Raw genomic sequence first — 23891 nt, 5'->3', positions numbered from 1 at the left:
CACGATGTACCGTCTGATCAAGCGTTACGAGAGCCGCAAGCTCTACGACACCGAGGAAAGCCGCTACGTCTCCCTCGACGAGCTGGCGGAGTGGATCCGCACCGGCAAGGACGTGAAGGTCATCGACAACGCCACCGGTGCCGATGTCACTGCCCAGATGCTCACCCAGATCATTCTGGACGAGGGCCGGCGGGGTACGGGGTTCCTGCCGACGGAGTTGCTCCATGAGCTCGTCCGTGCCGGGCAGAAGGCGGTCGAGACCGGCGTCGAGCAGGTGCAGCACAAGGTGGATCAGTTCTTCCAGGCCTCGATCGACAAGTTCGGTCCGGTGCGCAAGGCGCGTGAGGAGATGGAGCGCCTGCGCGAGCGGCTCGAAGAGCTCGAAGGCTCGCTGACCAAGTTGGAGAAAGACCGCGGCGGCGCCAGGACTGCGGCCGCCGTGCCGAGCCCGACCCGTGCGGGTCAGGTGAAGTCGTCCAGAAAACCAGGCACCGTGCGCCCCGTGCGGCGCGGGAAGGGAGAAGTCAAATGAGAAAGAACCTCCAGAAGATGGCCACCAGCGCCGCCCAGAGCGGCCTCGAAACTGCCGGAGAGGGCGCTTTCGCCCTCGGACGCACGGCCTGGCTGCTCGGCCTCGGCATCGCGGCGACGGCCGGAGAGACCAGCGTCGAAGTCTTCGATGCCCTGGTCGCCAAGGGCCGCCGCCGCCGGGAGACCCCGGTGAAGAAGGCCCAGCGGGCCCTGACCGAAACCGGCACGCAGATGATGAAGTTCGCCAACGATGCGAGCAAGGTCGCGCAGGCGCAGGTCTCGGAGCTCCTGGGCCAGTTCGGCTTGTCGAGTCGCGACGACGTTCGTCAGCTCATGCGTCGCGTCGAGACGCTGCGCCAGAAAGTCATCTGAGACGACCGGGCAGGGATCGCCTTGCACGAACATCAACGATTCGCGATCGACGAGGGATAGAGACATGACAACCAAGAAGCAGACGGACAAGGACTTCAAGGAAGAGATCAAGGCGAACGCGGAGAAGGTCTGGATGGCGGGTCTCGGAGCCCTCGCGACGGCCGAAGAAGAGGGCGGGAAGCTCTTCCGTGGCCTGGTGAAGAAGGGTGAGTCGTTCGAGAAGAAGGGCCTCGCCCAGCTCGACAAGCTGAAGTCGAAGGTCGAGGACGTCGCCGAAACCGCCCGCGACCGCGCCGAAGAGGCCTGGGGCAAGGCGGAGGACAAGGTCGAGGGTGTGCAGGACCGTCTCGACGACCGGGTTGCCGGCGTGCTGCGCAAGATCGGCGTTCCGAGCAAGAACGAGATCGCGACGCTCACCCGCCGCGTCGAGGAGCTGACGCTTTTGGTCGAGAAGAAGCTCAAGCCCACCCGGCCGGCGAAGCGGGCAGCGGCCCCGAAGAAGGCCACGCGCAAGGCCACGGCGAAGCGCCAGACCACCGCCCCCCGCCGGGCGCGCTGAACTTGGCCGAGCGGCGGAAGGTTCGTAAAGCCGCCAGCAGGACCTCGATCGGAATCGCGCTCGCCGGCGGAGGGCCGGCGGGCGCGGTGTACGAGATCGGCGCTCTGCGTGCGCTCGACGAGGCGATCGACGGCCTCGAGGTGAACGATCTCGACGTCTACGTCGGCGTTTCGGCGGGGGCGTTCGTCGCCGCGAACCTCGTCAATCAACTGAGCAGCGCCCAGATGTGCCGGGCGATCGTCAAGCACGAGCCGGGCGAGCATCCGTTCGTCCCCGAGACCTTCTTCACGCCGGCGTTCCTGGAGTGGACGCGGCGCGGGCTGTCGGTGCCCCGCCTCGCCCTCGAAGCGATCTGGGACTTCGCCCGCAATCCGCGCGACCTCACCCTGATGGAGTCGTTCACGCGCCTCGGCCACGCGCTGCCGGTCGGCATCTTCGACAACGAACCGATCCGCCACTATCTGCGCAACATCTACACGATGAAGGGCAGGAGCGACGACTTCCGCGAGCTCGGGCACCGGCTCTACATCGTCGCGGCGGAGCTCGAATCCGGCCGCTCCGTGGTGTTCGGGAAGCCCGGCCGCGACCATGTGCCGATCTCACGGGCGGTGCAGGCCTCGAGCGCTCTTCCGGGCCTCTACTCACCGGTCGAGATCGACGGCCACCTCTACGTCGACGGCGTTCTGAACCGCACCGTCCACGCTTCGGTCGCGCTCGACGCCGGCGCCAAGCTTCTCTTCTGCATCAATCCGATCGTCCCGGTCGACGTCTCCAACGACAATGCCGCCGGGCAATATGCCGAAGGCGAGCTGCTGCGACGCGGGTTGCCGTCGGTTCTCGACCAGACGTTTCGCACGCTCATCCATTCGCGCCTCGAAGTCGGAATGAAGCGCTACGACTCGCTCTACGAAGACTCCGACGTCATCCTCCTCGAGCCGGATCGCGACGATTACGAGATCTTCTTCAGCAACATCTTCAGCTTCTCGGAGCGCAGCGCCGTCTGCGCCCACGCCTATGCCTCGACCCGGAGCGACCTGCTCAACCGCTACGATCTTCTGGCGCCGATCCTCGCTCGACACGGCCTGAAGCTGCAGCGGGACATTCTCGAGGACCGGTCGCGCGAGCTCTGGCGGGGCGTCGGACTCGACAGCTCGGACGCCGCGAAGCTGGCGCGCAAGGGTGGCCGCCGCGAGTCGAGCCACGAGACCCTCGAGCGCCTCGACAGCGTGCTCGACCGCCTGCAGGCCGCCCTCGTCCGCGAGGGCTGAAGGCCGGCTCCACGGCGGGGGGCAGCCACTTCAGCCCCTTCTCCGAACGTCCGGGGCGCCGGTTCGCCTGGCGCAGGTCCGCGGTCACTCCGGCGGCAAGCGCCCGGCGTGGACTTCGGTGTCGTAGAGGATCCGGACGCGGCCGTCCATGGAATGGCGATCGAAGATCGACCTCAGCCGCTCGAGCATGGCGACATGCTCGGGCCGGTCCGGCGCGGGGATGTAAGACGACGACAGCAGCCGGGAGCGCAGACCTTCGAAGTCGAGCTCCTGCGCGTTCTCGTAGCGCCTCGTCTCCCAGCTCCCGCCGAAGAACGGTGCGAGGCGTTCTGCGCCGACGCCGCGATGGCCGACCTGGGCGTAGTCGGTCCCGAACGCAAGGAGCAGCGCCTCGTAGGCGGCGAGGAAGGGTGTGCCCGACGACCGCCGGGCGTTCCAGATCAGGGCGACCCATCCGGGGTCGGTGAGGATGCGCCGAAACTCGGTGCGCGTCCGCGCAGCGTCGAACCAGTGGAACGCCTGGGCCGCGACGACGAGGTCGACGCTCCCGTCGGGCAGGCCGGTCGCTTCGGCCGAGCCCGGTAGCGACCGGAAGAGCGGGTAGCGCGCCAGCGAGGCTTCGGCCGCGGCGCGCATCGGAGCGTTCGGTTCGACGCCGACGACTTCGTGGCCGGCGGCGAGAAACAGGGCGGAGGAGATGCCGGTGCCGGACCCGATGTCGGCGACCACGGCTCCCGGAGCGAGGATTCCCGCGGCAGCGAGGTCGTCCACGATGGCCGGCGGGTAGCCGGGTCGGGCGCGGACGTAGTCGTCCACCCGGCCGGTGAAGCGGTCGCGGGCGTCGGGCGTGGGCGTCGGCATGCGGCGGATCCTACTGCGGGTCCTGCCGCCGGCACGAAGACGGAGGGGCGCTTCAAACCGGCCCGGAGAAGTTAGACTCGCCCGCGAGATGGCCCGGAAGCAGAAACATCCGCACGAACGCCGGTACCGGCAGCCGCAGCCTCTGAGGCGCGGCGAGCGGGGGACCCCTCTCACCGCTGTCGACATCGCCTGGCTGCGGATGGACGATGCGACGAATCTCATGCATATTCATGGCGTCCTGCCGCTCGCCGGCGAGATCACCTGGGAGCAGGCGGCGAAGCCGTTCTCGGAGCGTCTGGCGAAGATCCGCCGCTTCGGACAGCGGGTGGCGCGCGACGACTCGAATTTCGGCGAGTTGGTCTGGACGGACGACGCCCACTTCGATCTCCACCGCCACCTCGTCGAGGAGCGCATCCCGGCGCCCGGCGACGACGCGGCGCTCGCGGCGACGATCGAGAAACACCTGTCGCAGGCGTTCGACCGCGCTCATCCGCTCTGGCAGTTCCATCTGCTGCACGGGCACCAGGGCGGCACGGTGCTGTTCGGTCGCGTGCACCATGCGATCGGCGACGGCGTCGCCCTGATGCTGGTCATCCTGGCGCTCACCGATCTCACCCGCCACGGCGCCGGTGTCGGGCACATCGAACATGCCGATTCTCCCCGGCACCGCGGTGCTCATGGGCGCGGCGCGCATTCTGGGCACGGTGGCCACCGGAACGAGATCGTCAATCCGTTCCTCGAGCTCCTGCTGCATCCTGCCGACGAGAGCCTCGGCGCGGTGAAGAAAGCGCTCGAAAAGGTGATGCCGGAGACCCTGCGTCTCATGCTCGCGCCGGTCGAGGCGTTCGAGAGGGTGAACCCGCTGCTGCGCACCCTCGGCTCGGCCGCAGCACTCGCCTCGCTGCTCGCCAGCGCGAGCGAGCCGGCGACTCCCTTGCGCGGCGAGCTCGGGGTGCACAAACGGGTCGCCTGGACCGCGCGTCTCGATCTCGACGAGGTGCGCGAGGTCGGCAAGCGACTGGGCGGCACGATCAACGACGTTCTCAACACGGCCATGGCCGGGAGCCTGCGGCGCTACCTGCTCAAGTTCGGCACGCCGCCGGAGTCGCTCGGGCTGCGCGCCGCGATGCCGGTGAACCTGCGGCCGCTCGCCGAGATGGCGGAGATGGGCAACCGCTTCGGGCTCATGTTCCTCAAGATGCCGGTCGGTATCGCCGACCCGCTCCAGCGGCTGGAGGAGTTCCGGCGCCGCTCGGCGGCGCTCAAGCGCTCCGCCGAGCCGCTGGTGGTCTTCTCGCTCCTCCAGGCGGCGGGCTACCTGCCGCAGTTCATTCACTCGATCATGCTGGCGATCTTCGGCACCAAGGCGACGGCGGTCTTCACCAACGTCCCCGGCCCCAAGCAGACGGTCTACTTCGCCGGCCAGGCGCTCACCGATCTCTACTTCTGGGTGCCCCAGGCGGGTCACCTCGGGCTCGGTGTCTCGATCCTCTCGTACAACGGCGGCGTCCGCATGGGCGTCGGCACCGACGCCGGCCTCATCCCCGACCCCGACCGCATCGTCGACGGCTTCCACGCCGAATTCGAAGCGCTCAGCACGGCAGCTTCTCGAAGGTAGCGGAAACCGAGCCGAAGGACGTCGGCGACCTGAAGATTCAAGTTCGACTTCAAGCCGTGGAATTGCCCGGGACCGCACAACTGTCGCTCTGCGAGGAGCGACGGCTGCGCTCAGATCAAGGCTCCGAGGTTGGCGAATCACTTTTCGACCGCGGCGCAGGGTCGCGCCTGGGCTCCGGTTCGTGTATGGAATACTGGATCCTCGCCTCGCGAAGGTCCGAAGATGCTTCCGACTGGGCCCGTTCCTCCGGCAGCCGACTTCGATTTCACTTCAGGTTGGGAGGGGTCTTGAGATCCAGACTCACGGTCACCTTGCTCGCGCTCGCCTTCGGACTCGCAGCTGCGGCGGAGGGAGAAGCAGGTTCGCCGGTGCGCGCCGGACTGGAGCTCGTCTTCGCCGACGGCTTCGAATCAGGCAACCTCACGGAGTGGGACCAAGCCGTCGGCGAGCCACCAGGCACCGCCTTGCCACCCGACCCCGGCGTCATCGCCACGCCCTACGATCCGACCGTCGCTGCAGATGTGTTCGAAGCGAACCGCTTTCTGTGGGAAGCCAGCGACCCGGTTCAGATCGGCGTCGTCCCAGGCGCCATCGAGGCGAGGCTAGCCTCGTTCCTGCGCGGGCGAGTACTCGGGATCGACGGGTCGGCGCTGCGAGGCGTCCGGATTTCGGCGTTCGAGGAGCCTCAGCTCGGATTCACCTACTCGCGAGCGGACGGAGTCTTCGATCTGGCCGTGAACGGCGGCGGCGCCATCATCCTGGTCTTCGCGAAATACGGCTTCCTGCCGGCGTTCAGGACGGTCGAAGCTCCAGGCGCAGACTATGGAGAGGCCGAGGACGTCGTTCTGATCCGCCTCGATCCCGAGTCGACGGAGGTCACTTCGAACGCGACGGAGATGCAGATCGCCCGTGGCGAGGTCGAGAGCGACACCGAGGGGTCGCGGCGGGCAACCCTGATGTTCCCAGGCGGGACGCTCGCCGATCTCCTGATGCCGGACGGCTCGCTCATCCCTCAGAGTTCGCTTCACGTTCGCGCTACGGAATACACCGTCGGCGAGCGCGGTCTTCTGGCGATGCCGGCGCCGCTTGCGGACAACACCGCTTACACCTACGCCGTCGAGCTCTCAGCGGACGAGGCGCTGGCCGCAGGAGCGGATTCCGTCGTTCTGAGTCAGCCTGTTTCGGTCTACCTCGAAAACTACCTCGAGTTTCCGGTCGGGGCACCCATCCCGTCGGGCTACTTCGACCGCAAGCGCGCGGAGTGGGTGCCCTCGGAAAACGGTCTCGTCATCCAGGTGCTGAGCGAGAGTGCCGGGGTCGCGAGCCTCGACATCGAGGGCCTTGGGGTACCGGCGGACGCACAGGCACTGGAGGCGCTCGGAATCTCCGCGGAGGAACTGGTTCGGGTCGCCCTGCTCTACGAGCCGGGGCAAGAGCTCTGGCGTGTCCGGGTCGATCACTTCACTCCCTGGGATTTCAACCACCCGTGGGGCCCGCCGGAAGACGCCGCGCCGCCACCGGACCCAGAGTTCACCGGCGACCCGGACGACGGGCAAAATCCGCCGGCGCCACCCGACCCGCTGCCGGATTCGAACCCGGACGACGGGGCGCCGGAGGAGTGGGATCCGTGCCGGAAGTTCGGCTCGGTGCTCGAGTGCGAGAACCAGATTCTCGGGGAATCGCTCCGGCTCACGGGAATTCCCTTCGCCCTCAGGTATTCGAGCGATCGCGTCAAGGCGCGCGCTTTCCCGAACCGGATTGCGATGCGCGTGACGGGGAGCTCGCTACCGCCTGGCCTCGCTCGAGTCGAGGCCGGTGGCTTCTTCGCCGGTCGTCCCTTCGGAGCCTCATTCGAGAATCCAGCCCCGAATCTCACCGTGGACATCACGTGGGACGGCAACGACCGCTTCGGTCGACCCCTCCACAGCGAGACTCCCGGCTGGATCGAGGTCCGGTACTTCTATCCCCTCGTCTACTACTCGACCAAGGACTCGTGGACGCGTGCCTTCGCGCGCATCTCGGGGCCGGGGAGCGCGATCGTTGGTTCCTGGAACGAGGCACCCAGACAGGTCGTGCTGCGCCTCACCAAGCGCTTCACGTTCGGACAGATCGCGGGCCTGCTCGCCGGGGGCTGGGACATCAAGGGCGAAAAGCTCGGCGGCTGGTCGTTCGATGTCCACCACCGCTACAACCCGCGCACCAGGACGTTGCTCACCGGTGACGGCTCTCGACGCTTCGCGAGGGATGCCGGCGTCGTGGCGCCGAGGTTCGCCGGGGATGGAGGCCCGGGGAGCTCGGGCGACGGTGGCCCCGCGGGCCAGGCCACGCTCGAAGCTCCCGATGGACTCGCTATGGGTAGCGACGGCAGCGTCTACATTGCCGACCCGAACGCCTTTCGGGTGCGCCGGGTCTTTCCGGACGGGACTATCGTGACCGTCGCCGGAAACGGCAGCACCTGCGAACAGCAAGGTTGCGGCGAAGGCGGCCCGGCGGCGGAGGCTCCGCTCGTCTATCCGTCGGGAGTCGCGCTCGACGCGAGAGGCCGGCTGCTCATCGCCGATTGGCGGTGTGTGCGGCGTGTGAATGACGACGCGTCGATCGAGACGGTGGCCGGCATTTGCTACCTGCCCGGTTCGATTGCCGGAGAGGGATTCTGCGACGACTGCTCGGCCACGGAGTCCCGGCTCTTTGGCGTGGTCGCGGTCGCGAGCCTCCCAGGAGGAGGTTTCTATCTCGCCGAGCGCGACGCCAATCGGATTCGCCATGTGGGAACCGACGGCATCATCACGACCGCTGCCGGCACGGGCGATTTCGGCTTTTCTGGAGACGGTGGACCCGCCAGTCTCGCGGAACTTGCGTCTCCGAGCGGACTGTCCTTGCTTCCTTCGGGGGAGCTGCTGATCGCTGACACTGCGAACGACCGGATCCGCAGGATCGGACCCTCGGGAGTCATCCGCACCGTCGCAGGTTCGGCGGCTTCGGGCTATTCGGGAGATGGCGGGCCGGCGACGAGCGCCGCGCTCCTCGGACCGGGAGGTATCGCCGCTCGAGAAGACGGGAGTTTCTGGATCGCGGACGCCGGGAACCACCGTATCCGGCGCGTGACCGCCTCCGGCATCATCGACACTGTCGCCGGGGTCGGGGACGACCCGGGTGGCTCTCCGCCCGGAGATCTCGCCCTTCAGGTCTACCTCATCGACCTGGGCGGCGTCGTCCTCGGACCCGAAGGCGAAGTCCTCGTCTCCGATCGCGGAGCCCATTCGGTCCTGCGCGTCGGCGGAGAGCTCCCGCTCCAGGCAACGAACGAGTACCGCATCCCGAATGGCGATGGATCGCAAGTGTTCATCTTCGACTCCCGGGGGCGGCACTTGAGAACGCGCCATGGCCTGACCGGAGCGACGCTCCTGGAATTCGGGTACACGGCGGGCGGATATCTCTCGACGATCACCGACGGGAACGGCAACGTCACCTCAGTCGTTCGCACGCCGAGCGGAGACCCGACGGCCATCGTCGGCCCCTATGGACAGTCGACGAGCGTGACGCTGGACGCGAACGGCTACCTTCAGCGTATAGAGAACGAGGCCGGCCACTCCTGGTCGACGGAGATGAGTCTTCTGGGCCTCTTGACGAGCGTCACCGACCCGAACGAGCATTCGACGACGTTCTCCTTCAACGGCCTCGGCCGTGCCGAGGGCGAAACGGATGCGGTTCTCGGCGAGAAGAAGCTCCTCCGGCTCATGCTCGAACCGAATCGCTTCTTTCCCCAGTACACCGTGAAGTACACCAGTCCCGAGGATCGCGTCGAGCGGTTCACGGTCTGGCGCTGGCGCAACGGGCGGAACCGCTGGCATACCGTCCATGCCGACCTGGGCCAGACGATCCAGACCTACACGGTGGACGGGAACGACGGAAGGCGGAGTACCGTGCATCCCGACGGCTCGGTGAGCGTGCGCCAGAACGGAGTCGACCCGATCTGGGGAGCGCAGGCGGGCGGGCCGGTCGAGCAGATCTTCTCGACCCCCGGCGGGCTGCTGTCGATGGTCCACACGACGGAGGAAGCTACGGTCACCGCGCCGGATCCGTTCAGCCTCGCGACGCGACAGCGGACGACCGTGGTCAACGGGCGGACCTATACTGCGACCTACGAGGCGGCGCTGCATGAATGGCTGCGGGAGAGCCCGCTCGGGCGCGCGAGCCGGACCGTGATCGACGATCTGGGGCGCCCGACGGAAGTCCAGGCGGCGAATCTCCTGCCAACGAGTTTCGCCTATGACTCGCGCGGTCGGCTGGAGTCGATCGTGCGCGGCGCTGGAGCGGAACAGCGCAGAGTCGAGTTCGGATACGACCCGCTGGGCCGCGTCTCCACGATCACTGACCCGCTCCTGCGCGAGGTAACCTTCACCTACGACGCCGCGAACCGCGTCCAGAGCCAGACGCTTCCTGGCGGGCGAACAGTCGGATTCACCTGGGACCCCAAAGGAAACCTCACCTCGCTCACGCCGCCGGGGAGGCCTGCCCATGGTTTCTCGTACACGCCGGTCGACCTGACCGAGGAGTATGCGCCGCCGGGGGTCGGCCAGGGGCCGCCGGAAACGACGTACGAGTACAACCTCGACCGCAATCCGACGATGATCACGCGCCCGGACGGACAGACGATCGCCCTCGGCTACGACAGCGCGCAGCGATTGACTTCGATTACCTCGCCACGGGGCACCGCGACGGTCACCTACGATCCGGTATCCGGGCACGTCGCCTCGATGGAGACGCCAGAAGGAAATACCCTCTCGTACACGATGGATGGCCCTCTGGTGACCGCCACAACCTGGTCGGGCGAGATCGAGGGGTCGGTGGAGCGCACCTACGACAGCGACCTCCGGATCTCCTCGATCTCGGTCAACGGAGAGAATCCAGTGAGCTACGCCTACGACGACGATGGCCTACTGATCCAGGCGGGCGACATGTCACTGACACGAGACCCGCAGACCGGCTTTCTGACCGGCACCACGCTGGGCGTGGTCACGACGAGCTACACCTACTCCCCGTTCGGCGAGCTCGCGACGATGAGCGCCGCGGTCTCGGGCACCCCGATCTATGCGACCACCTATACGCGCGACAAGCTCGGTCGCATTACGACCAAAGTCGAGATGATCGAAGGCGAGACCAAGACCTGCGACTACGCCTACGACCCGGCCGGACGCCTCGACACCGTCACCATCGACGGCATCATCGAAGCCGACTACGACTACGACCTCAACGGCAACCGCCTGTCGAAAACCACCCCCGGCGGCACCGAAACCGGCACCTACGACGACCAGGACCGGATGCTCACCTACGCAGGGGCTAGCTACACGTACACCGCCAACGGGGAAATGCTCTCGAAGATCGAGGGCACCGAGACGAGTGGCTTCAGCTACGACACCTTCGGAAATCTTCTCAACGCGGCTCTCCCAACTGGGACCGACATCCAGTACATCGTCGACGCCAGAAGCCGCCGGATCGGCAAGAAGGTCGACGGCGTTCTCGAAAGCGGCCTACTCTGGCAGGGCCAGCTTTCTCCCATTGCGAGTCTGGACATCAATGGCGACCCTGTCAGCCGATTCATCTACGCTTCGAAGGAGAATGTCCCGGACTACTTCACTAAAGATGGGGCTAGCTACAGAATCCTCACCGATCATCTGGGTAGCCCACGTCTGGTGGTTGAGGTTTCGGCTGGGAGCATCGGGGAGAGGATCGACTACGATGCCTGGGGGTTGAAGTCCATCGACACTAACCCGGGCTTCCAACCTTTCGGATGGGCCGGAGGGCTTTGGGATCCTGACACTGAGCTGGTTCGTTTCGGAGCTAGAGACTTCGATTCCCGCTCTTCTCGTTGGTGGGCACGCGATGCGCGGGGCTTTCTCGGCGGAGATACGAACGGGTACGGATACTCCTCCCAGGATCCAATTGACTTCCAGGATCAGACGGGTTACTGGAAGTTACCCGCGAACCCCACCGGTTTGCCAGGCGGCTGGAACGTCGATCCAACCCATCGGCATCCAGGAGGAGATCGATTCCTGGGCCCGGACGGCGACATCTTGGATTTTCATCGCGGGAGGCCTGGGGAACCCGGACATCAGGGTCGAGACCACTGGCATCACTACCCTGGCGGCGAAGGCCCAAGGCACCGCCCTCTCGATCCAGGTGATGACATTCCCGATGCCTGTCCCGGCCCTGAAGGTGAACCTGTTGAAATGGATGCTGTGAAGGATCCTGACATGTACGCTATTCCTCCGCAGCTGCCGGCCTATGCGTTGCCAGCGTTGGGAGGAGCAATTATCGCTGCAACGATAATCGAGGACTTTCTAACTGGAGGTCTCGGCGTCGCAGACGATCCGGCGACCTTAGCTTTCGGCACATCGCTACTTTTTGGCAGCCGATGAGAATTCGCAGCCTGGAGATCCAATGGCCATCCCGGAACGAGACTTCTTTGAACTTCACGATGCGACAATTCGCTTGGTGACGATCAGTGTCGGCTGCATCTGTGAATTCACGCTCGAAGGAGTCTCGAGATTCCGACACCTCCGCGACGCCAGATTCACTCGCGAGGTCTTCAATGGGACGCTCGCGCTTGCTGGCTGCGAGTCGATCGAGGTGACGGGGTCCTGGGCGGCAAGCGACAACTATGTGATGGATGCGACGATAGTCTCTGGAGATGTAGAGCAGTCAGTCTGGCCGGACCTTCCTGAAGAGGTTCCGGTGCGCCGGGTTGAATTTTCGCTCTTTTCAGGCGCCAAGATCAAAGTCCAATGTGCCAGCGGTGCCATGCGCCTGGAAGGCGAGGCGCTCGAATCCGGAGAGTGGCTTGCTGAGTGAGCCGGCGATCGGCGACCCGCGCCGAGCACCCAGATCCGAGCCCGATGATCACTTCCAGAAGGATTGGCGATAGCGTTGCCTGAAGTAGTGGTGTTTGCCAAGGGGTGGCGGATTTACGACCTCTCTCGGAAAAGTCTTGTTCGTCTCATTCAGGTGTCAGACGCCAAGTACCTTGCGGGGTTGAAGAGGGTCGTGCTCGTCGAGGCCTCCGAACTGGTCGCGCGCGAACGAAAGCGACACACCTCTAGGCCAGGAAGATCTCTATTGGGTTCGTACCGCGCTGGGACGAGCACGGCAACGGCCTCGATCGAGCTCTATGTCGATGCGATTTTCAATGGACGTCCGGAGTGGACTTGGCGTATGGGGTTCCTGCGCGAGCTGTTCCTCGCAAGGGTTTTCTACCATGAGTTGGGTCATCACATCGTCCGCTCCATCGAACCGGTCTCCGGCGACAAAGAGCTTCACGCCGAGCGCTGGCGCAAGGAGTTGACTCGCGTCGCATTTCGTCGGAGGTATGGCGTGCTGGTGATCCCCGCGCGACCCTTGGCCCGGGCACTTCGCTGGTTCTCGAACGCCAAGGCGAAGCAATCGGCAAAGCGATCTTGAGCCAATGGAAACCATCGAGGGTCGCGGGCCGAGAGGCTACCCTGCGGTTCACGGTCTGGCGCTGGCGCAACGGTCGGAAACGCTGGCATACCGTCCATGCCGACCTGGGGCAGACGATCCAGACCTACACCGTGGACGGGAACGACGGCAGGCGGCGTACCGTGCATTCCGACGGCTCGGTGAGCGTGCGCCAGAGCGGAGTCGACCCGATCTGGGGAGCGCAGGCGGGCGGGCCGGTCGAGCAGATCTTCTCGACCCCCGGCGGGCTGCTGTCGATGGTCCACACGACGGAGGAAGCTACGGTCACCGCGCCGGATCCGTTCAGCCTCGCGACGCGACAGCGGACGACCGTGGTCAACGGGCGGACCTATACTGCGACCTACGAGGCGGCGCTGCATGAATGGCTGCGGGAGAGCCCGCTCGGGCGCGCGAGCCGGACCGTGATCGACGATCTGGGGCGCCCGACGGAAGTCCAGGCGGCGAATCTCCTGCCAACGAGTTTCGCCTATGACTCGCGCGGTCGGCTGGAGTCGATCGTGCGCGGCGCTGGAGCGGAACAGCGCAGAGTCGAGTTCGGATACGACCCGCTGGGCCGCGTCTCCACGATCACTGACCCGCTCCTGCGCGAGGTAACCTTCACCTACGACGCCGCGAACCGCGTCCAGAGCCAGACGCTTCCTGGCGGGCGAACAGTCGGATTCACCTGGGACCCCAAAGGAAACCTCACCTCGCTCACGCCGCCGGGGAGGCCTGCCCATGGTTTCTCGTACACGCCGGTCGACCTGACCGAGGAGTATGCGCCGCCGGGGGTCGGCCAGGGGCCGCCGGAAACGACGTACGAGTACAACCTCGACCGCAATCCGACGATGATCACGCGCCCGGACGGACAGACGATCGCCCTCGGCTACGACAGCGCACAGCGACTGACCTCGATCACCTCACCTCGCGGCGCTGCGACGGTCACCTACGATCCGGTATCCGGGCATATCGCCTCGATGGAGACGCCAGAAGGGAATACGCTCTCGTACACGATGGACGGGCCGCTCGTAACCGCCGCGACCTGGTCGGGCGAAGTCGAGGGGTCGGTCGAGCGCACCTACGACAACGACCTCCGGATCTCGTCGATCTCGGTCAACGGCGAGAATCCAGTGAGCTACGCCTACGACGACGATGGCCTAGTGATCCAGGCGGGCGACATGTCGCTGACACGCGACCCGCAGTCGGGATCCCTCACCGGAACGACGCTTGGGGTAGTGATGACGAACTACTCCTACTCCGCGTTCGGTGAGCTCGCGACGATGAGCGCCGCGGTCTCGGGCACTCCGATCTATACAACCACCTACACGCGCGACAGACTGGGTCGGATCACGACCAAGGTCGAGATGATTCAGGGCGTCACGAAGACTTACGAGTACGGCTACGACCCCGCCGGCCGCCTCGACACCGTCACCATCGACGGCATCCTCGAGGCCGACTACGACTATGACCTCAACGGCAACCGCCTGTCGAAAACCACCCCCGGCGGCACCGAAACCGGCACCTACGACGATCAGGATCGGATGCTCACTTACGCGGGCGCGGCGTACACTTATACCGCCAACGGCGAGGTGCTCACGAAGACTGATGGCGCTGAGGTCACTACGTTTCAGTACGATGCTTTCGGAAATCTTGTGAGGGTTGACCTTCCCGATGGGACTCAGGTCGTCTACGTGGTCGATGGGAAGAACCGTCGGATCTCCAGGAGCGTCCAGGGTGTGCCAGCTGGCCGCTTGATCTGGCAGGGTCAGCTCGCTCCTGCTGCCGAGGTTGGCAATGATGGCAGCGTCGTTTCTCGATTCGTCTACGCAAGTCGGGTGAATGTCCCTGACCTCATCATTCGAAGCGGACAGGTATATCGCGTCCTTCACGATCACCTTGGGAGTCCCAGGCTTGTGGTTAACTCATCGACTGGATCTGTCGTTCAACATGTCGATATTGACGAGTGGGGCATTGTCGCAGCCGATACAAGTCCCGGCTGGCAGCCGTTTGGTTTCGCTGGTGGGCTCGCTGACGATCAGCACTCAACGGTCCGGTTCGGCGCACGCGACTATTCTGCTCGAGAGGGGCGTTGGCTTTCGAAAGACCCTCTCGCCTTTCGAGCGCGTGCGGCGAACCTCTTCGAGTACTCGGGCTCGAATCCGCTGAACAGTGCGGATCCGACGGGTTTGGCAACTCTCTACTGCGAGTTGTCCGGGACCCGCGCATGGGGAGGAAGTCCGGGATTGGGAGCAACAGGATTCGTTGGAGTCGGTCTCGATACCGAGGGCAGTGTCTTCGCCTTTGCTGGCACTGGCGTGGCGTTCGGTGCGGGAAGGGGATACGGCGTCTCCGTAGGAGTTTCTGGCGCTCCAACTGGCGCCGACCATGGCGGCGAGGGTGGGGGGCTGGCTCTAGCTACGCCTTGGGCATCGGGTGGCGTGACCCGCTCTGGTCCTGGGGTCGATGGCGCTGGAGAGACCTACTGGGGAGGAGAGTTTGGAACGCCGGGAGCCGGGGCCTTCTCTACCGAGACGCAGACGAAAGTCTGGGACTACAACGTGCTTGATCCTATTTCAGGGGCAGTCCGGAGGGCGGGTCAGCTGATCGGGGACGCCTGGGATGGGCTCGAGGATCTCTTTGATTTCTCAGACGAAGATCCCTATGGGAGGAGACCAGGTCCCGACGACTCGTGTGGCTGCAACCCATGACTGCTCTTGAAGGCAGAGTACGTCCAGGTGCCTCTGTTGTCGGGGTCGTCATCTGCTACATCGTCGGCGGACTTTTGATGCTCCTTCTCTTGGCTGGTTTCGCTCTGACTCTCCTTCCACGGGAGGCAAATCTAGATGGGACGGTGGACTCCCGCGAGTTGCCGCTCTCGGAGCTCTGCGGTGAAGCTTGGAGCCGGGACTCGGATGTCGTGCTGCTAGCGCTTTGCCCATACGGCCGAATACAGGCGTACCGAGTGGATGGCACCTTCGCCTATGGCTTCAATGTCCCCACGAGCGGTGGTGCGTTCAGCCTCGTGGAGGTCGCCGACGGCGTCCTGCGGGTGGACATTGAGCGCGGCGACCGATCCGAGCGGGTCGATAGTCGTGGGCGCAGATCGGTTCGCGACACAACGAGCATCTCGCCGAAGAGTCTTGGTGCTGCGGCACAGTTGGTTCGTCCAAAGATCGTCGCCTCGAGGGCACTCTTCCGTACGACGGTCAAAGTGGAAAGAGCAGGCGAATTCGCAAGCATTTCGACCTCCACTCTTGGAACGTTGCTGCAGGTACCATTTCCTGCGGGGATTCTGGGAATCGCCGGGGTCATGCTCCTGCGGCTTGCGGCGCGCTTGCGAGCGCGAGCCAACTAGGCGTCGGCTAACCTAGCCTTCTCACCGCCGGTCGGAATTCGGTAACTCCTTGCCCAACCCCGTGTTGCTAGCGGCCCGAGAAAGCCGGAGTCTCAGCCTCCAGAAAGGGAGGCTGACGATGAGCAAGACGAGTGGGGATGTGCGCGCGCGGACTCGGCGGTTCGAGAATCGCGAGCATCCGACGGCGACGCGATTTTCAGCGGAGTTTCGAGAAGAGGTCGTGGCCCTGGCGCGAGGGCGTCGTGCGCTGGGGGTGCCGGTGGCACGGATCGCCGCGGAGCTGGGCGTGCGCACACGAACTTTGGCGCTGTGGCTTAGGACCGCGCCGAAGCGGCGGCTGCGCCGCGTCAAGTTGGCGCCGGATGCGACGCCAGCGGCGCCGCCTGCGACCTCTTCGACAATGGCGGTGACGGTGGGCCCGGTGCGCGTCGAGGGCCTGGACTTCGAGAGCGTGGTGCGCCTGGTGCGCGTTCTCGCGTGATCGGCTCGACGCGGCAGGTTTCGGTCTTTGCCCTCGGCGCGCCAGCCGATCTGCGCAAGGGCTTCGATGGCCTGACGTCGCTGGTCAGCCGCGAGCTGCAGCACGAGCCGCTGTCGGCCGCTCTCTACCTCTTCGTCAATCGGATGCGGCAGGGGGCGAAAGTGCTGCTCTGGGACGGTACCGGGCTGTGCATCTACGCCAAGCGTCTCGAACGCGGGCGCTTCGCTGCACTTTGGCGCGATGATGCGTGCTCCGCGCTGCGCCTCGAGCTTACGCCCGATGACCCGAGATCGCAAATGAAACCGCGTCTCGTCATGGAGGAGTCGCTGATGGGCAACAGGGTCTCGATGGAGTGGCCAGATCGGACAATCCGATTGGGAGGCTCTTGGATCGCCCCACTCATCGCGAACAAGCTCCTGAGTTTCGGACTGGGTGTCCTTGGTGTGGCCTTCCTGGAGACTTGGCGCCGGCGGCGTTGAGCGATCGGTCGGGGACCTGCGGTCTGTACAGATTGAGATGTCCCGGACGGACCTGGATCCAGCTGCAAGACTCGGAATGGATGGGCACCCTTTCGGCTCTTTGGATCCTCTCCGCGCTCGGTGTCGGCGTTCCGGACATCTGAGTGCGGGACCGTCAGTCAACCTTGGCCGGCGCCCTAGCGCCGGCGCCAGATGGCGAGCAGCCCGCCGAGAGTCAGCAGGGGGGCGTAGTAGTACCAGGGGCGGCCGAAGGAGATGAGGATCGCCGCGGCGATGATGCAGGCGCCGGCGAGCAGGGTCGTCTTCAGGCCGGCGAACGGATTCTCGTGTGGCTTGTGCTGGGCCGACTCGAGCAGGCGCAGGCCCTCGGTGATGAGCATGGGGGCCTTCGAGAGCGCCTCGATGAGCTCGGGGGCGCCACGCATGCCCTCTTTCGCCAGGCGGAACGGCGAGAACTGCTCGAGGAAGATCGCGTTGACGTGCTTCTGCGAGACCTCTTTCACGTCGAAACCGGGGTTCAGGATCTGGCCGACACCCTCGAAGGTCACCAGAGCCTTGACCATCAACACCGTTTCGACGGGGAAGTACATGTCGTAGCGCGCCCCCTGCGCCACCGAGCGCAGGATCAGGTGGGCGAGCGGATACTCCTTGAAGTTCGAGGTCTTCGCCCAGCGCCGGCAAATCTCCTCGACCTCCTTCCTGAAGCCGACGACGTCGCCGCGGCGGCCGGGTTGCGCCACCATCGAGAGATAGCGCGCCGCGTTCTCGGAGTCGCCCATGACCAGGCAGTAGTAGTAGTACATGAGCGACCGCTTGAGCTCCTCGGTGAAGCGGCCCACCATGCCGAGGTCGATGAAACCGACTTTGGGTCCGGGCAGGATCATCAGGTTCCCCGGGTGGAGGTCGGCATGGAAGAAGCCGTCCCGGTAGAGCATCCGGATGATCGAGGCGGCTCCGAGGTCGAGCAGGTGGGCGCGCTGTTCCTGATCGAGCTCCTGCGTCGCCGCCGCGGTCGGTTTGTAGCCGTCGAGGAACTCCATGCACAGAACGTCGCGGCCGGAGAACTCGCGGAAGATCTTCGGGAAGACGACATCCGGCATGTCGCGGAAGTTGGCGGCGAAGGTCTCGGCGTTGTCGGCCTCCCGGGTGAGATCGAGCTCGCGCAGGGTGTACTCGGAGAACTCCTTGAAGACCTTGCGCGGTTGCAGCCGCTCGAGGAAGGTCTGGAGGAAGCGGCCGAGGAGATTGAGCAGGATCGTGTCGCGCTTCAGGAGCTCGCGATTGCCCGGCTTGACGACCTTGACGATGACCACGCGGCCGTCGAGGAGCTTCGCCTTGTGCACCTGTCCGATCGAGGCCGAGCCGAGCGGATTGGGATCGATCCAGGAGAACATCGCGATCACCGGGCGCTTCAGGTCCTTCTCGATGATCTCCTTCAGGCGGTCGAGCGGCACCGCCGGCAGGCGGTCGAGGAGGTTCTTGAGCTCGTCGGTGATCTGGGCCGGCAGGATGTCCTCGCGCAGCGAGAGCACCTGCCCGAGCTTGATGTAGGTGGGCCCGAGGATCTCGAGGCGCTTGCGCAGCTGCACCGGGAACGGCAGCGCGAGGAGATTCTTGTCGAGGAAGGGGCGCGCGCAGAAGGCGGCGAAGCGCGCCAGGCCGTAGCCGCGCGGGTACGGCGGGGTGCGGCTCCGCACCCAGGCGGTGATGCCGCCACCGATCAGGCCGAGGACGTGCTTCTGTGTGCCGAAATACCTCCCGACGAGACCTGGCGGCGGGGTCTCGACCAGCAGCGGAAAGTCGCCGACCCGCTCGCCGCTCATCGGGCCGGAGAGTTCCCCTGCGGGCGAGTCTTCGCGGTCAACGGTTGCGTCCGTACTTCTCGTGGGAAGAGACCCAGTCGAGCGAGGAGATCGCGGAGGCGAGCGAGATCTCGCCGGCGAGCACCACGCCGGCCACGATCTCGGCGAACTTGCGCACTTTGCCCCGGCCGGTGCAGCCGAGGATCTCGAGGCATTCACGCTGGGTCGAGAGCCCGGTGCCGCCGCCGTGGGTGGCGACGATCAGCGACGGAATCGTGATCGAGATGTAGAGCGCGCCCTCGGGGGTGATCTCGGTGTAGGCGATGCCGGCCGAGGACTCGGAGACGTTCGCGACATCCTGGCCGGTGGCGATGAACATCGCGGTGATGCCGTTGGGCGAGTGGGCGCCGTTGTTGTTGGCGCCGGAAAGGAAGGCGCCGACGTTGGCGACCTGCGAGTGGTAGTGGAGCTGCTCGGGCTCGACCCGCATGTTCTGGATCAGCACTTCGCGCGGAATCGTCGCCTCGGCCGTGACGCGCTTGCCGCGCGTCCGCATGACGTTGACGTGCGAAGCCTTCTTGTCGGTGGCGAGGTTCGACTCGAGGTAGAACTTCCGGCAGCGTTCCTTGAGGAACGGCTGTTCGAGAATCCAGGAGCAGGCGGCGAAGGTGGCACGGCCGACCATGTTCTGGCCCGCGGCGTCGCCGGTCGAGTAGTTGAAACGCAGGTAGGTGAACTTCGAGGCCAGGAAGCTCTCGATGTTCAGGAGCTTCGCGACCGAGGAGGTCGATTCGGCGTGCTCGCGAATGGCGATCAGGTTGTGGTCGATCCACTGCGCGAAGTCGCGCGCGTCGCGGGCGTCGTCGAAGACGAAGACCGGGGCGCGCTGCATGGCGTCCTGCACCACGGTGGCCTTGACCCCGCCGGCCTGGTTCAGGACCTTCATGCCGCGGCTGTAGGAGGCGACGAGTGTCCCTTCGGTGGTCGCCAGCGGGATCAGGAACTCGCCCTGCGCGTGCTCGCCGTTGACTCGCAGGGGACCCGCGAGGCCGATCGGGATCTGGGCGACGCCGACGAAGTTCTCGATGTTGCCGCGCGTCACCGCCGGATCGAAGGAATAGCGGTTGACGTGCTCGAGCTTCTTGCCGCTGTAGTCGCCGACGAAGCCCTGCCGCACCTCCGCCATGCGCTGATTGTGGTCGTCCTCCTTGTCGTAGGGGATCTGGACGCGCTTGGGGGTCTCTTCGGCGATGGCGTCGGTGACCTTGAGGTCGAGCTCGCCGAACGGCGTGGCGTCGAACTTCACGACGATCTCATGGTTCCCATTGGCGAGCGGGCCGAATCCGACGAGGTGCAGGACGACGGTCTTCTTGAGCGGAAAATCGAGCGCTGCTGCCTTCGAGATCGCCGCGGCGCGCAGCCGCTCGTCGTCGCCGAGGTCGATTTCGATGCCCGAATGCGGGGCCTCCTTGCCGTCGATCGTGACGCTCGCGATGCGCGTGACCGAGGCGTCGCTCAGCCGGTTCTTGAGGGTCAGCCGGACGCCTTCGGCGGTGTTGGCGAGGCTGCCGAAGGTATAGAGCTGCTTCAGGATGAGCGCGGGAATCTTCAGGAACATGCCAACTCCTCCAATGTCGTGAGTGGCGCTAGCTTAACCCGTCACCGCGCTGCCGCGAGGTCGAAGACGATCCGGCCGCCGACGACGGTGAGCACCGTCCGGACGGTTTCGAGCTTCTCGGGAGCGATGGCCAGCGGATCGTCCGACAGGAGCACGAAGTCGGCGAGCTTGCCGGGCGCCAGGGTGCCCTTGTCGTTCTCGGCGAAGGCGGCCCGGGCGGAGCCGGAGGTGTAGGCGGCCAAAGCCTCGGCCACCGAGATTTTCTGCTCCGGGTGCCAGCCGCCCGGGTTCTTGCCGTCGAGGGTCCGGCGGGTCACCGCGGCGGCGACACCAGCCATCGGGTCGAGCGGAGCGATCGGCCAGTCGGTGCCGAAGGCGAGGTGCGCGCCGGCGTCGAGCAGCGAGCGGAAGAGGTAGGAGTCGCGCGAGCGTGCGCCGAGGCGCTTGTCGGCCCAGCGGCCGTCGTCGGCGGCATGGAGCGGCTGCATCGAGGCCACGACTCCGAGACGGGCGAAGCGTTCGACCTCGGACTGCCGGAGATGCTGCGCGTGCTCGATACGCAGCCGGCGGTCGCGCGGACCGTTGGCCTTCGCGACACGTTCGTAGATATCCAGGATGACGGCGTTGCCGCGCTCGCCGATGGCGTGGATGGAGGTCTGGAAGCCGGCCGCGTCGGCCGCCGTGATGCGCCGTTCGAGCTCGCCCTCGGGGAACATGTCGCTGGCGAAGAGCCCCGAGGTCTCGGGCGCGTCCGCATACGGCTCGAAGAAGATCGCGGTGGAGGAGCCCAGCGAGCCGTCGGCGTAGCCCTTGAAACCGCCGAGCGCGAGCCACTCGTCGCCGCGCCCTTCCGCCGCGACGAGCTCGCGCTGCTTCTCCCAGAGCGAGATCGGGGTGCGGAAGGAGACCCGCACGGTGAGCTTCCCCGCGGCACGCGCCTGCTTGTAGACCGGCCACTCCGCAAGGAGCGGCCACTCCGGCCAGTTGCCGAAGTCGACGACCGAGGTGACCCCTAGGCGCGCCGCCTCGGCCATGGCCGCGTCCAGGGCGTCGGCGAGCTCGGCGGGCGACGGCGGCGGGATGACCTTGAAGACGAGGTCCATCGCGGAGTCTTCCTTGAGGACGCCGGTCGGCTCGCCGGTGGCCGGATCGCGCACGATCGACCCGCCCTCGGGGTCTTGGGTCGCGCGCGTGATGCCGGCCGCGGCGAGCGCCCGCGAGTTGGCGAGCGCCATGTGGCCGTCGAGCCGGGGGATGAAGACGGGATGGTCGCCGGCCGCGGCATCGATCCACTCGCGCGTCGGCAGCGGGGCTCCCGGCCAGCGCTCGTGATCCCAGATGACGTTCGTGATCCAGCGTCCGGCGGGGATCTTCCCGGCGTACTCCGCGAACCGGGTGACGAACTCCTCGCGGCTCGCCGTGAGCCGGAGGTCGGCGCCGAGAAGGCTCTCGCCGCCGGAGAAGAAGTGGGTGTGGCTGTCGATGAAGCCGGGGAGCAGCCGCTTGCCGCCGGCGTCGACGACCCGCGTCCCCGGGCCGACAAGCGGCGCGATCTCGGCTTCGGTGCCCACCGCGACGAGGCGTTCGCCGCGCACGGCGAGGGCCGTGGGCTCGGCTGCTGGAGCGGCGCGCTCCGCCGCAAGGGCGACGCCGGTCCAGATCTTCGCGTTGCGGACGACCATGTCGGCGGGCGTTTCCGCGAAAACGGCGGCGGAGAGGCAGAGGCAGAGGGCGGACGAGACGGCGACTCTCAGGCGGGCTGTCGAGCTCACGGGGCGCTCCTTCGAAAGGGCTCTTGCGGCAGTTCCAGAGCCGGCCTGCGCTCGGCCGCATGCTAGCATTCGGCCGCTCGGCGGAGCAGCAGCCGGCAGCCAATCGGCAGCCAGCCGGCAGTCAACCGGAAGCGAAGCGTGGCGCTGCAGCCACGGTCCCAGGGAGAAGCAGCGGTATGGCCAATGTCGTCGTGGTCGGTATGCAGTGGGGAGATGAAGGCAAGGGGAAGATCGTCGATCTTCTCTGCCCGGCCTTCGACGCCGTGGTGCGCTACCAGGGCGGGCACAACGCCGGGCACACGGTGAAGTTCGGCGATCGCCACTTCGCGCTGCGGCTCATCCCGTCGGGAATCCTGCACGAAGGCATGCAATGCGTCATGGGCAACGGCATGGTGGTCTCGCCGGAGGCCTTCTTCGAGGAGCTCGAGCAGCTGCATGCGGCGGGCGTCGACACGCGCGGCCGGCTCTTCCTGTCGAATCGCGCCCAGGCGCTGCTGCCGCATCACGCGATCCTCGACCAGGCGCGCGAGCAGGCGCTGGGCGAGGGCAAGGTCGGAACGACGGGGCGTGGCATCGGCCCGGCCTATGAGATGAAGGTGGCGCGCACCGGCGTGCGCCTGGGCGAGCTCGCGGCCGGAGGGGTCGCGGACCGTCTGCGCCTGCAGCTGGCGCGCATCGAGCCCGAGCTGCGATCGCTGCGATCACCGGGGTCGTCCGGCGACGGCGCCGCGCTCGCCCGCCCGCAGCGCGTCGAGGACGACTGCCGCGGCTGGGCGAAGCGCCTCGAGCCCTACCTGTGCGACACCGAGCATCTGCTGCATCGCTGGCTCGGGGAGGGCAAGAGCCTGCTGTTCGAAGGCGCGCAGGGTTCTCTGCTCGACGTCGACCACGGCACCTATCCGTTCGTGACCAGCTCGAGCCCGACGGCGGGTGGCGCCGCGACCGGAACGGGGGTTCCCCCGACGGCCTTCGACGGCGTCCTGGGTATCGTCAAGGCCTATACGACGCGCGTCGGCGGCGGCCCTTTCCCGGGCGAGCTCCTCGACGACCAGGGCGAGTACCTGCGCAAGCGCGGCAACGAGTTCGGCACGGTCACCGGCCGGCCGCGCCGCTGCGGCTGGTTCGACACCGTCGCGGTGCGCTACGCGCAGCGCCTGAACGGCGCGAAGCTCGTCGCGCTGACGAAGCTCGACGTGCTCGACGAGCTGGCAGAGATCCCGGTCTGCGTGGGATACCGCATTCACGGCGTGGTGACGCGCGAGCTGCCGTCACGCCTCGACCATCTGGAGCGCGCCGAGCCGGTCTACAAGACACTTCCCGGCTGGCGGACGAATACGGTCGGCATCCTCGACTACGGCAAGCTCCCGCAGGCGGCGCGCGACTACATCGCTTTCCTGGAGGAGGAGATCGGCGCCGAGGCGGCGCTCATCTCGACCGGACCGCGGCGCGAGGAGACGATCCTGCAGTCGTCGGCTCTCCTCGAGCGCTGGACCTCGGGGCGCCTCGCCCGGGTCCTCGAGCAGCGCGGCGCCTGAGGGCGGCCTGCCGACTCGCGCGGCGGCTCGTCGCGCGAGCGGATTTCGACAAGGCCCTCGCTGTCCGATAGAATGCCTCGACCGGAGGGCCCTTAGCTCAGTCGGTAGAGCAACTGGCTTTTAACCAGATGGTCGGGGGTTCGATTCCCTCAGGGCCTACCAAT

At 66.3% G+C, this 23891-nt stretch carries 17 protein-coding genes and 1 tRNA gene; 14 read left to right on the top strand and 4 right to left on the bottom strand.

Annotation, left to right across the window (positions count from 1 at the left end):
- Window positions 1-4 precede the first annotated feature (4 nt).
- The 4 genes from KBI44_14960 to KBI44_14945 all read left to right on the top strand — a co-directional run bounded on the left by KBI44_14960 (window position 5) and on the right by KBI44_14945 (window position 2730).
- The gene (locus KBI44_14960) at window positions 5-532 is read left to right on the top strand and encodes a polyhydroxyalkanoate synthesis regulator DNA-binding domain-containing protein (GenBank protein MBP9145781.1); all 528 of its coding nucleotides are present in this window, start codon (window positions 5-7) and stop codon (window positions 530-532) included.
- Complete coding sequence (locus KBI44_14955; GenBank protein MBP9145780.1) at window positions 529-903, top strand: phasin family protein; 375 nt, start codon at window positions 529-531, stop codon at window positions 901-903. Before KBI44_14960 ends, KBI44_14955 begins: the two co-directional genes overlap by 4 nt.
- A 64-nt stretch (window positions 904-967) precedes the next feature.
- The gene (locus KBI44_14950; protein ID MBP9145779.1) at window positions 968-1462 is read left to right on the top strand and encodes a phasin family protein; all 495 of its coding nucleotides are present in this window, start codon (window positions 968-970) and stop codon (window positions 1460-1462) included.
- 2 nt (window positions 1463-1464) lie between these two features.
- Complete coding sequence (locus tag KBI44_14945; protein MBP9145778.1) at window positions 1465-2730, top strand: patatin-like phospholipase family protein; 1266 nt, start codon at window positions 1465-1467, stop codon at window positions 2728-2730.
- Window positions 2731-2814: 84 nt separating this feature from the next.
- Here the strand turns inward: KBI44_14945 and KBI44_14940 are convergent, their stop codons facing one another.
- On the bottom strand, window positions 2815-3591 hold the full coding sequence (locus tag KBI44_14940; GenBank protein ID MBP9145777.1) for a class I SAM-dependent methyltransferase: 777 nt from the start codon (window positions 3589-3591) through the stop codon (window positions 2815-2817).
- A gap of 88 nt (window positions 3592-3679) precedes the next feature.
- Between KBI44_14940 and KBI44_14935 the strand changes: the two genes are divergently transcribed.
- From KBI44_14935 to tnpB, 8 genes are all read left to right on the top strand, one after another.
- Window positions 3680-5209: a wax ester/triacylglycerol synthase family O-acyltransferase gene (locus tag KBI44_14935; GenBank protein ID MBP9145776.1), complete on the top strand. Its 1530-nt coding sequence runs from the start codon at window positions 3680-3682 to the stop codon at window positions 5207-5209.
- Window positions 5210-5496: 287 nt separating this feature from the next.
- On the top strand, window positions 5497-11628 hold the full coding sequence (locus KBI44_14930; protein MBP9145775.1) for a hypothetical protein: 6132 nt from the start codon (window positions 5497-5499) through the stop codon (window positions 11626-11628).
- Window positions 11629-11650: 22 nt separating this feature from the next.
- Complete coding sequence (locus tag KBI44_14925; GenBank protein ID MBP9145774.1) at window positions 11651-12061, top strand: hypothetical protein; 411 nt, start codon at window positions 11651-11653, stop codon at window positions 12059-12061.
- Window positions 12062-12136: 75 nt separating this feature from the next.
- The gene (locus tag KBI44_14920) at window positions 12137-12667 is read left to right on the top strand and encodes a hypothetical protein (GenBank protein MBP9145773.1); all 531 of its coding nucleotides are present in this window, start codon (window positions 12137-12139) and stop codon (window positions 12665-12667) included.
- A gap of 179 nt (window positions 12668-12846) precedes the next feature.
- A complete protein-coding gene (locus tag KBI44_14915; GenBank protein MBP9145772.1) occupies window positions 12847-15393 on the top strand; it encodes an RHS repeat protein in 2547 nt (848 codons plus the stop codon).
- A gap of 254 nt (window positions 15394-15647) precedes the next feature.
- Window positions 15648-16040, top strand: coding sequence for a hypothetical protein (locus KBI44_14910; GenBank protein MBP9145771.1), 393 nt, complete (start codon window positions 15648-15650; stop codon window positions 16038-16040).
- Window positions 16041-16158: 118 nt separating this feature from the next.
- Window positions 16159-16521 (top strand): transposase, encoded by a 363-nt coding sequence (locus KBI44_14905; GenBank protein ID MBP9145770.1) that lies wholly within the window; start codon window positions 16159-16161, stop codon window positions 16519-16521.
- On the top strand, window positions 16518-17000 hold the full coding sequence (gene tnpB, locus KBI44_14900) for an IS66 family insertion sequence element accessory protein TnpB (GenBank protein MBP9145769.1): 483 nt from the start codon (window positions 16518-16520) through the stop codon (window positions 16998-17000). Before KBI44_14905 ends, tnpB begins: the two co-directional genes overlap by 4 nt.
- Before the next feature lie 176 nt (window positions 17001-17176).
- On the opposite strand, the gene KBI44_14895 is transcribed toward tnpB, so the two are convergent.
- Genes KBI44_14895 through KBI44_14885 form a run of 3 tightly spaced genes read right to left on the bottom strand, consistent with a single transcriptional unit; the run spans window position 17177 to window position 22102 of the window.
- On the bottom strand, window positions 17177-18823 hold the full coding sequence (locus tag KBI44_14895) for an AarF/ABC1/UbiB kinase family protein (protein MBP9145768.1): 1647 nt from the start codon (window positions 18821-18823) through the stop codon (window positions 17177-17179).
- A 37-nt stretch (window positions 18824-18860) separates the two neighbouring features.
- Window positions 18861-20414 (bottom strand): hydroxymethylglutaryl-CoA reductase, encoded by a 1554-nt coding sequence (locus KBI44_14890; GenBank protein ID MBP9145767.1) that lies wholly within the window; start codon window positions 20412-20414, stop codon window positions 18861-18863.
- 47 nt (window positions 20415-20461) lie between these two features.
- The gene (locus KBI44_14885; protein ID MBP9145766.1) at window positions 20462-22102 is read right to left on the bottom strand and encodes an amidohydrolase; all 1641 of its coding nucleotides are present in this window, start codon (window positions 22100-22102) and stop codon (window positions 20462-20464) included.
- Window positions 22103-22368: 266 nt separating this feature from the next.
- Here KBI44_14885 and KBI44_14880 point away from each other — a divergent pair, with 266 nt between their 5' ends.
- Together KBI44_14880 and KBI44_14875 are read left to right on the top strand one after the other, a co-directional pair.
- Window positions 22369-23727, top strand: a complete 1359-nt coding sequence (locus tag KBI44_14880; GenBank protein ID MBP9145765.1) for an adenylosuccinate synthase — start codon at window positions 22369-22371, stop codon at window positions 23725-23727.
- Between the two features lie 86 nt (window positions 23728-23813).
- Window positions 23814-23889, top strand: a tRNA-Lys gene (locus tag KBI44_14875).
- Window positions 23890-23891: the final 2 nt, after the last annotated feature.

This window comes from Thermoanaerobaculia bacterium, from assembly GCA_018057705.1.
Classification (GTDB): Bacteria; Acidobacteriota; Thermoanaerobaculia; order Multivoradales; family JAGPDF01; genus JAGPDF01.
This window is presented reverse-complemented; position numbering and strand designations above follow the sequence as displayed.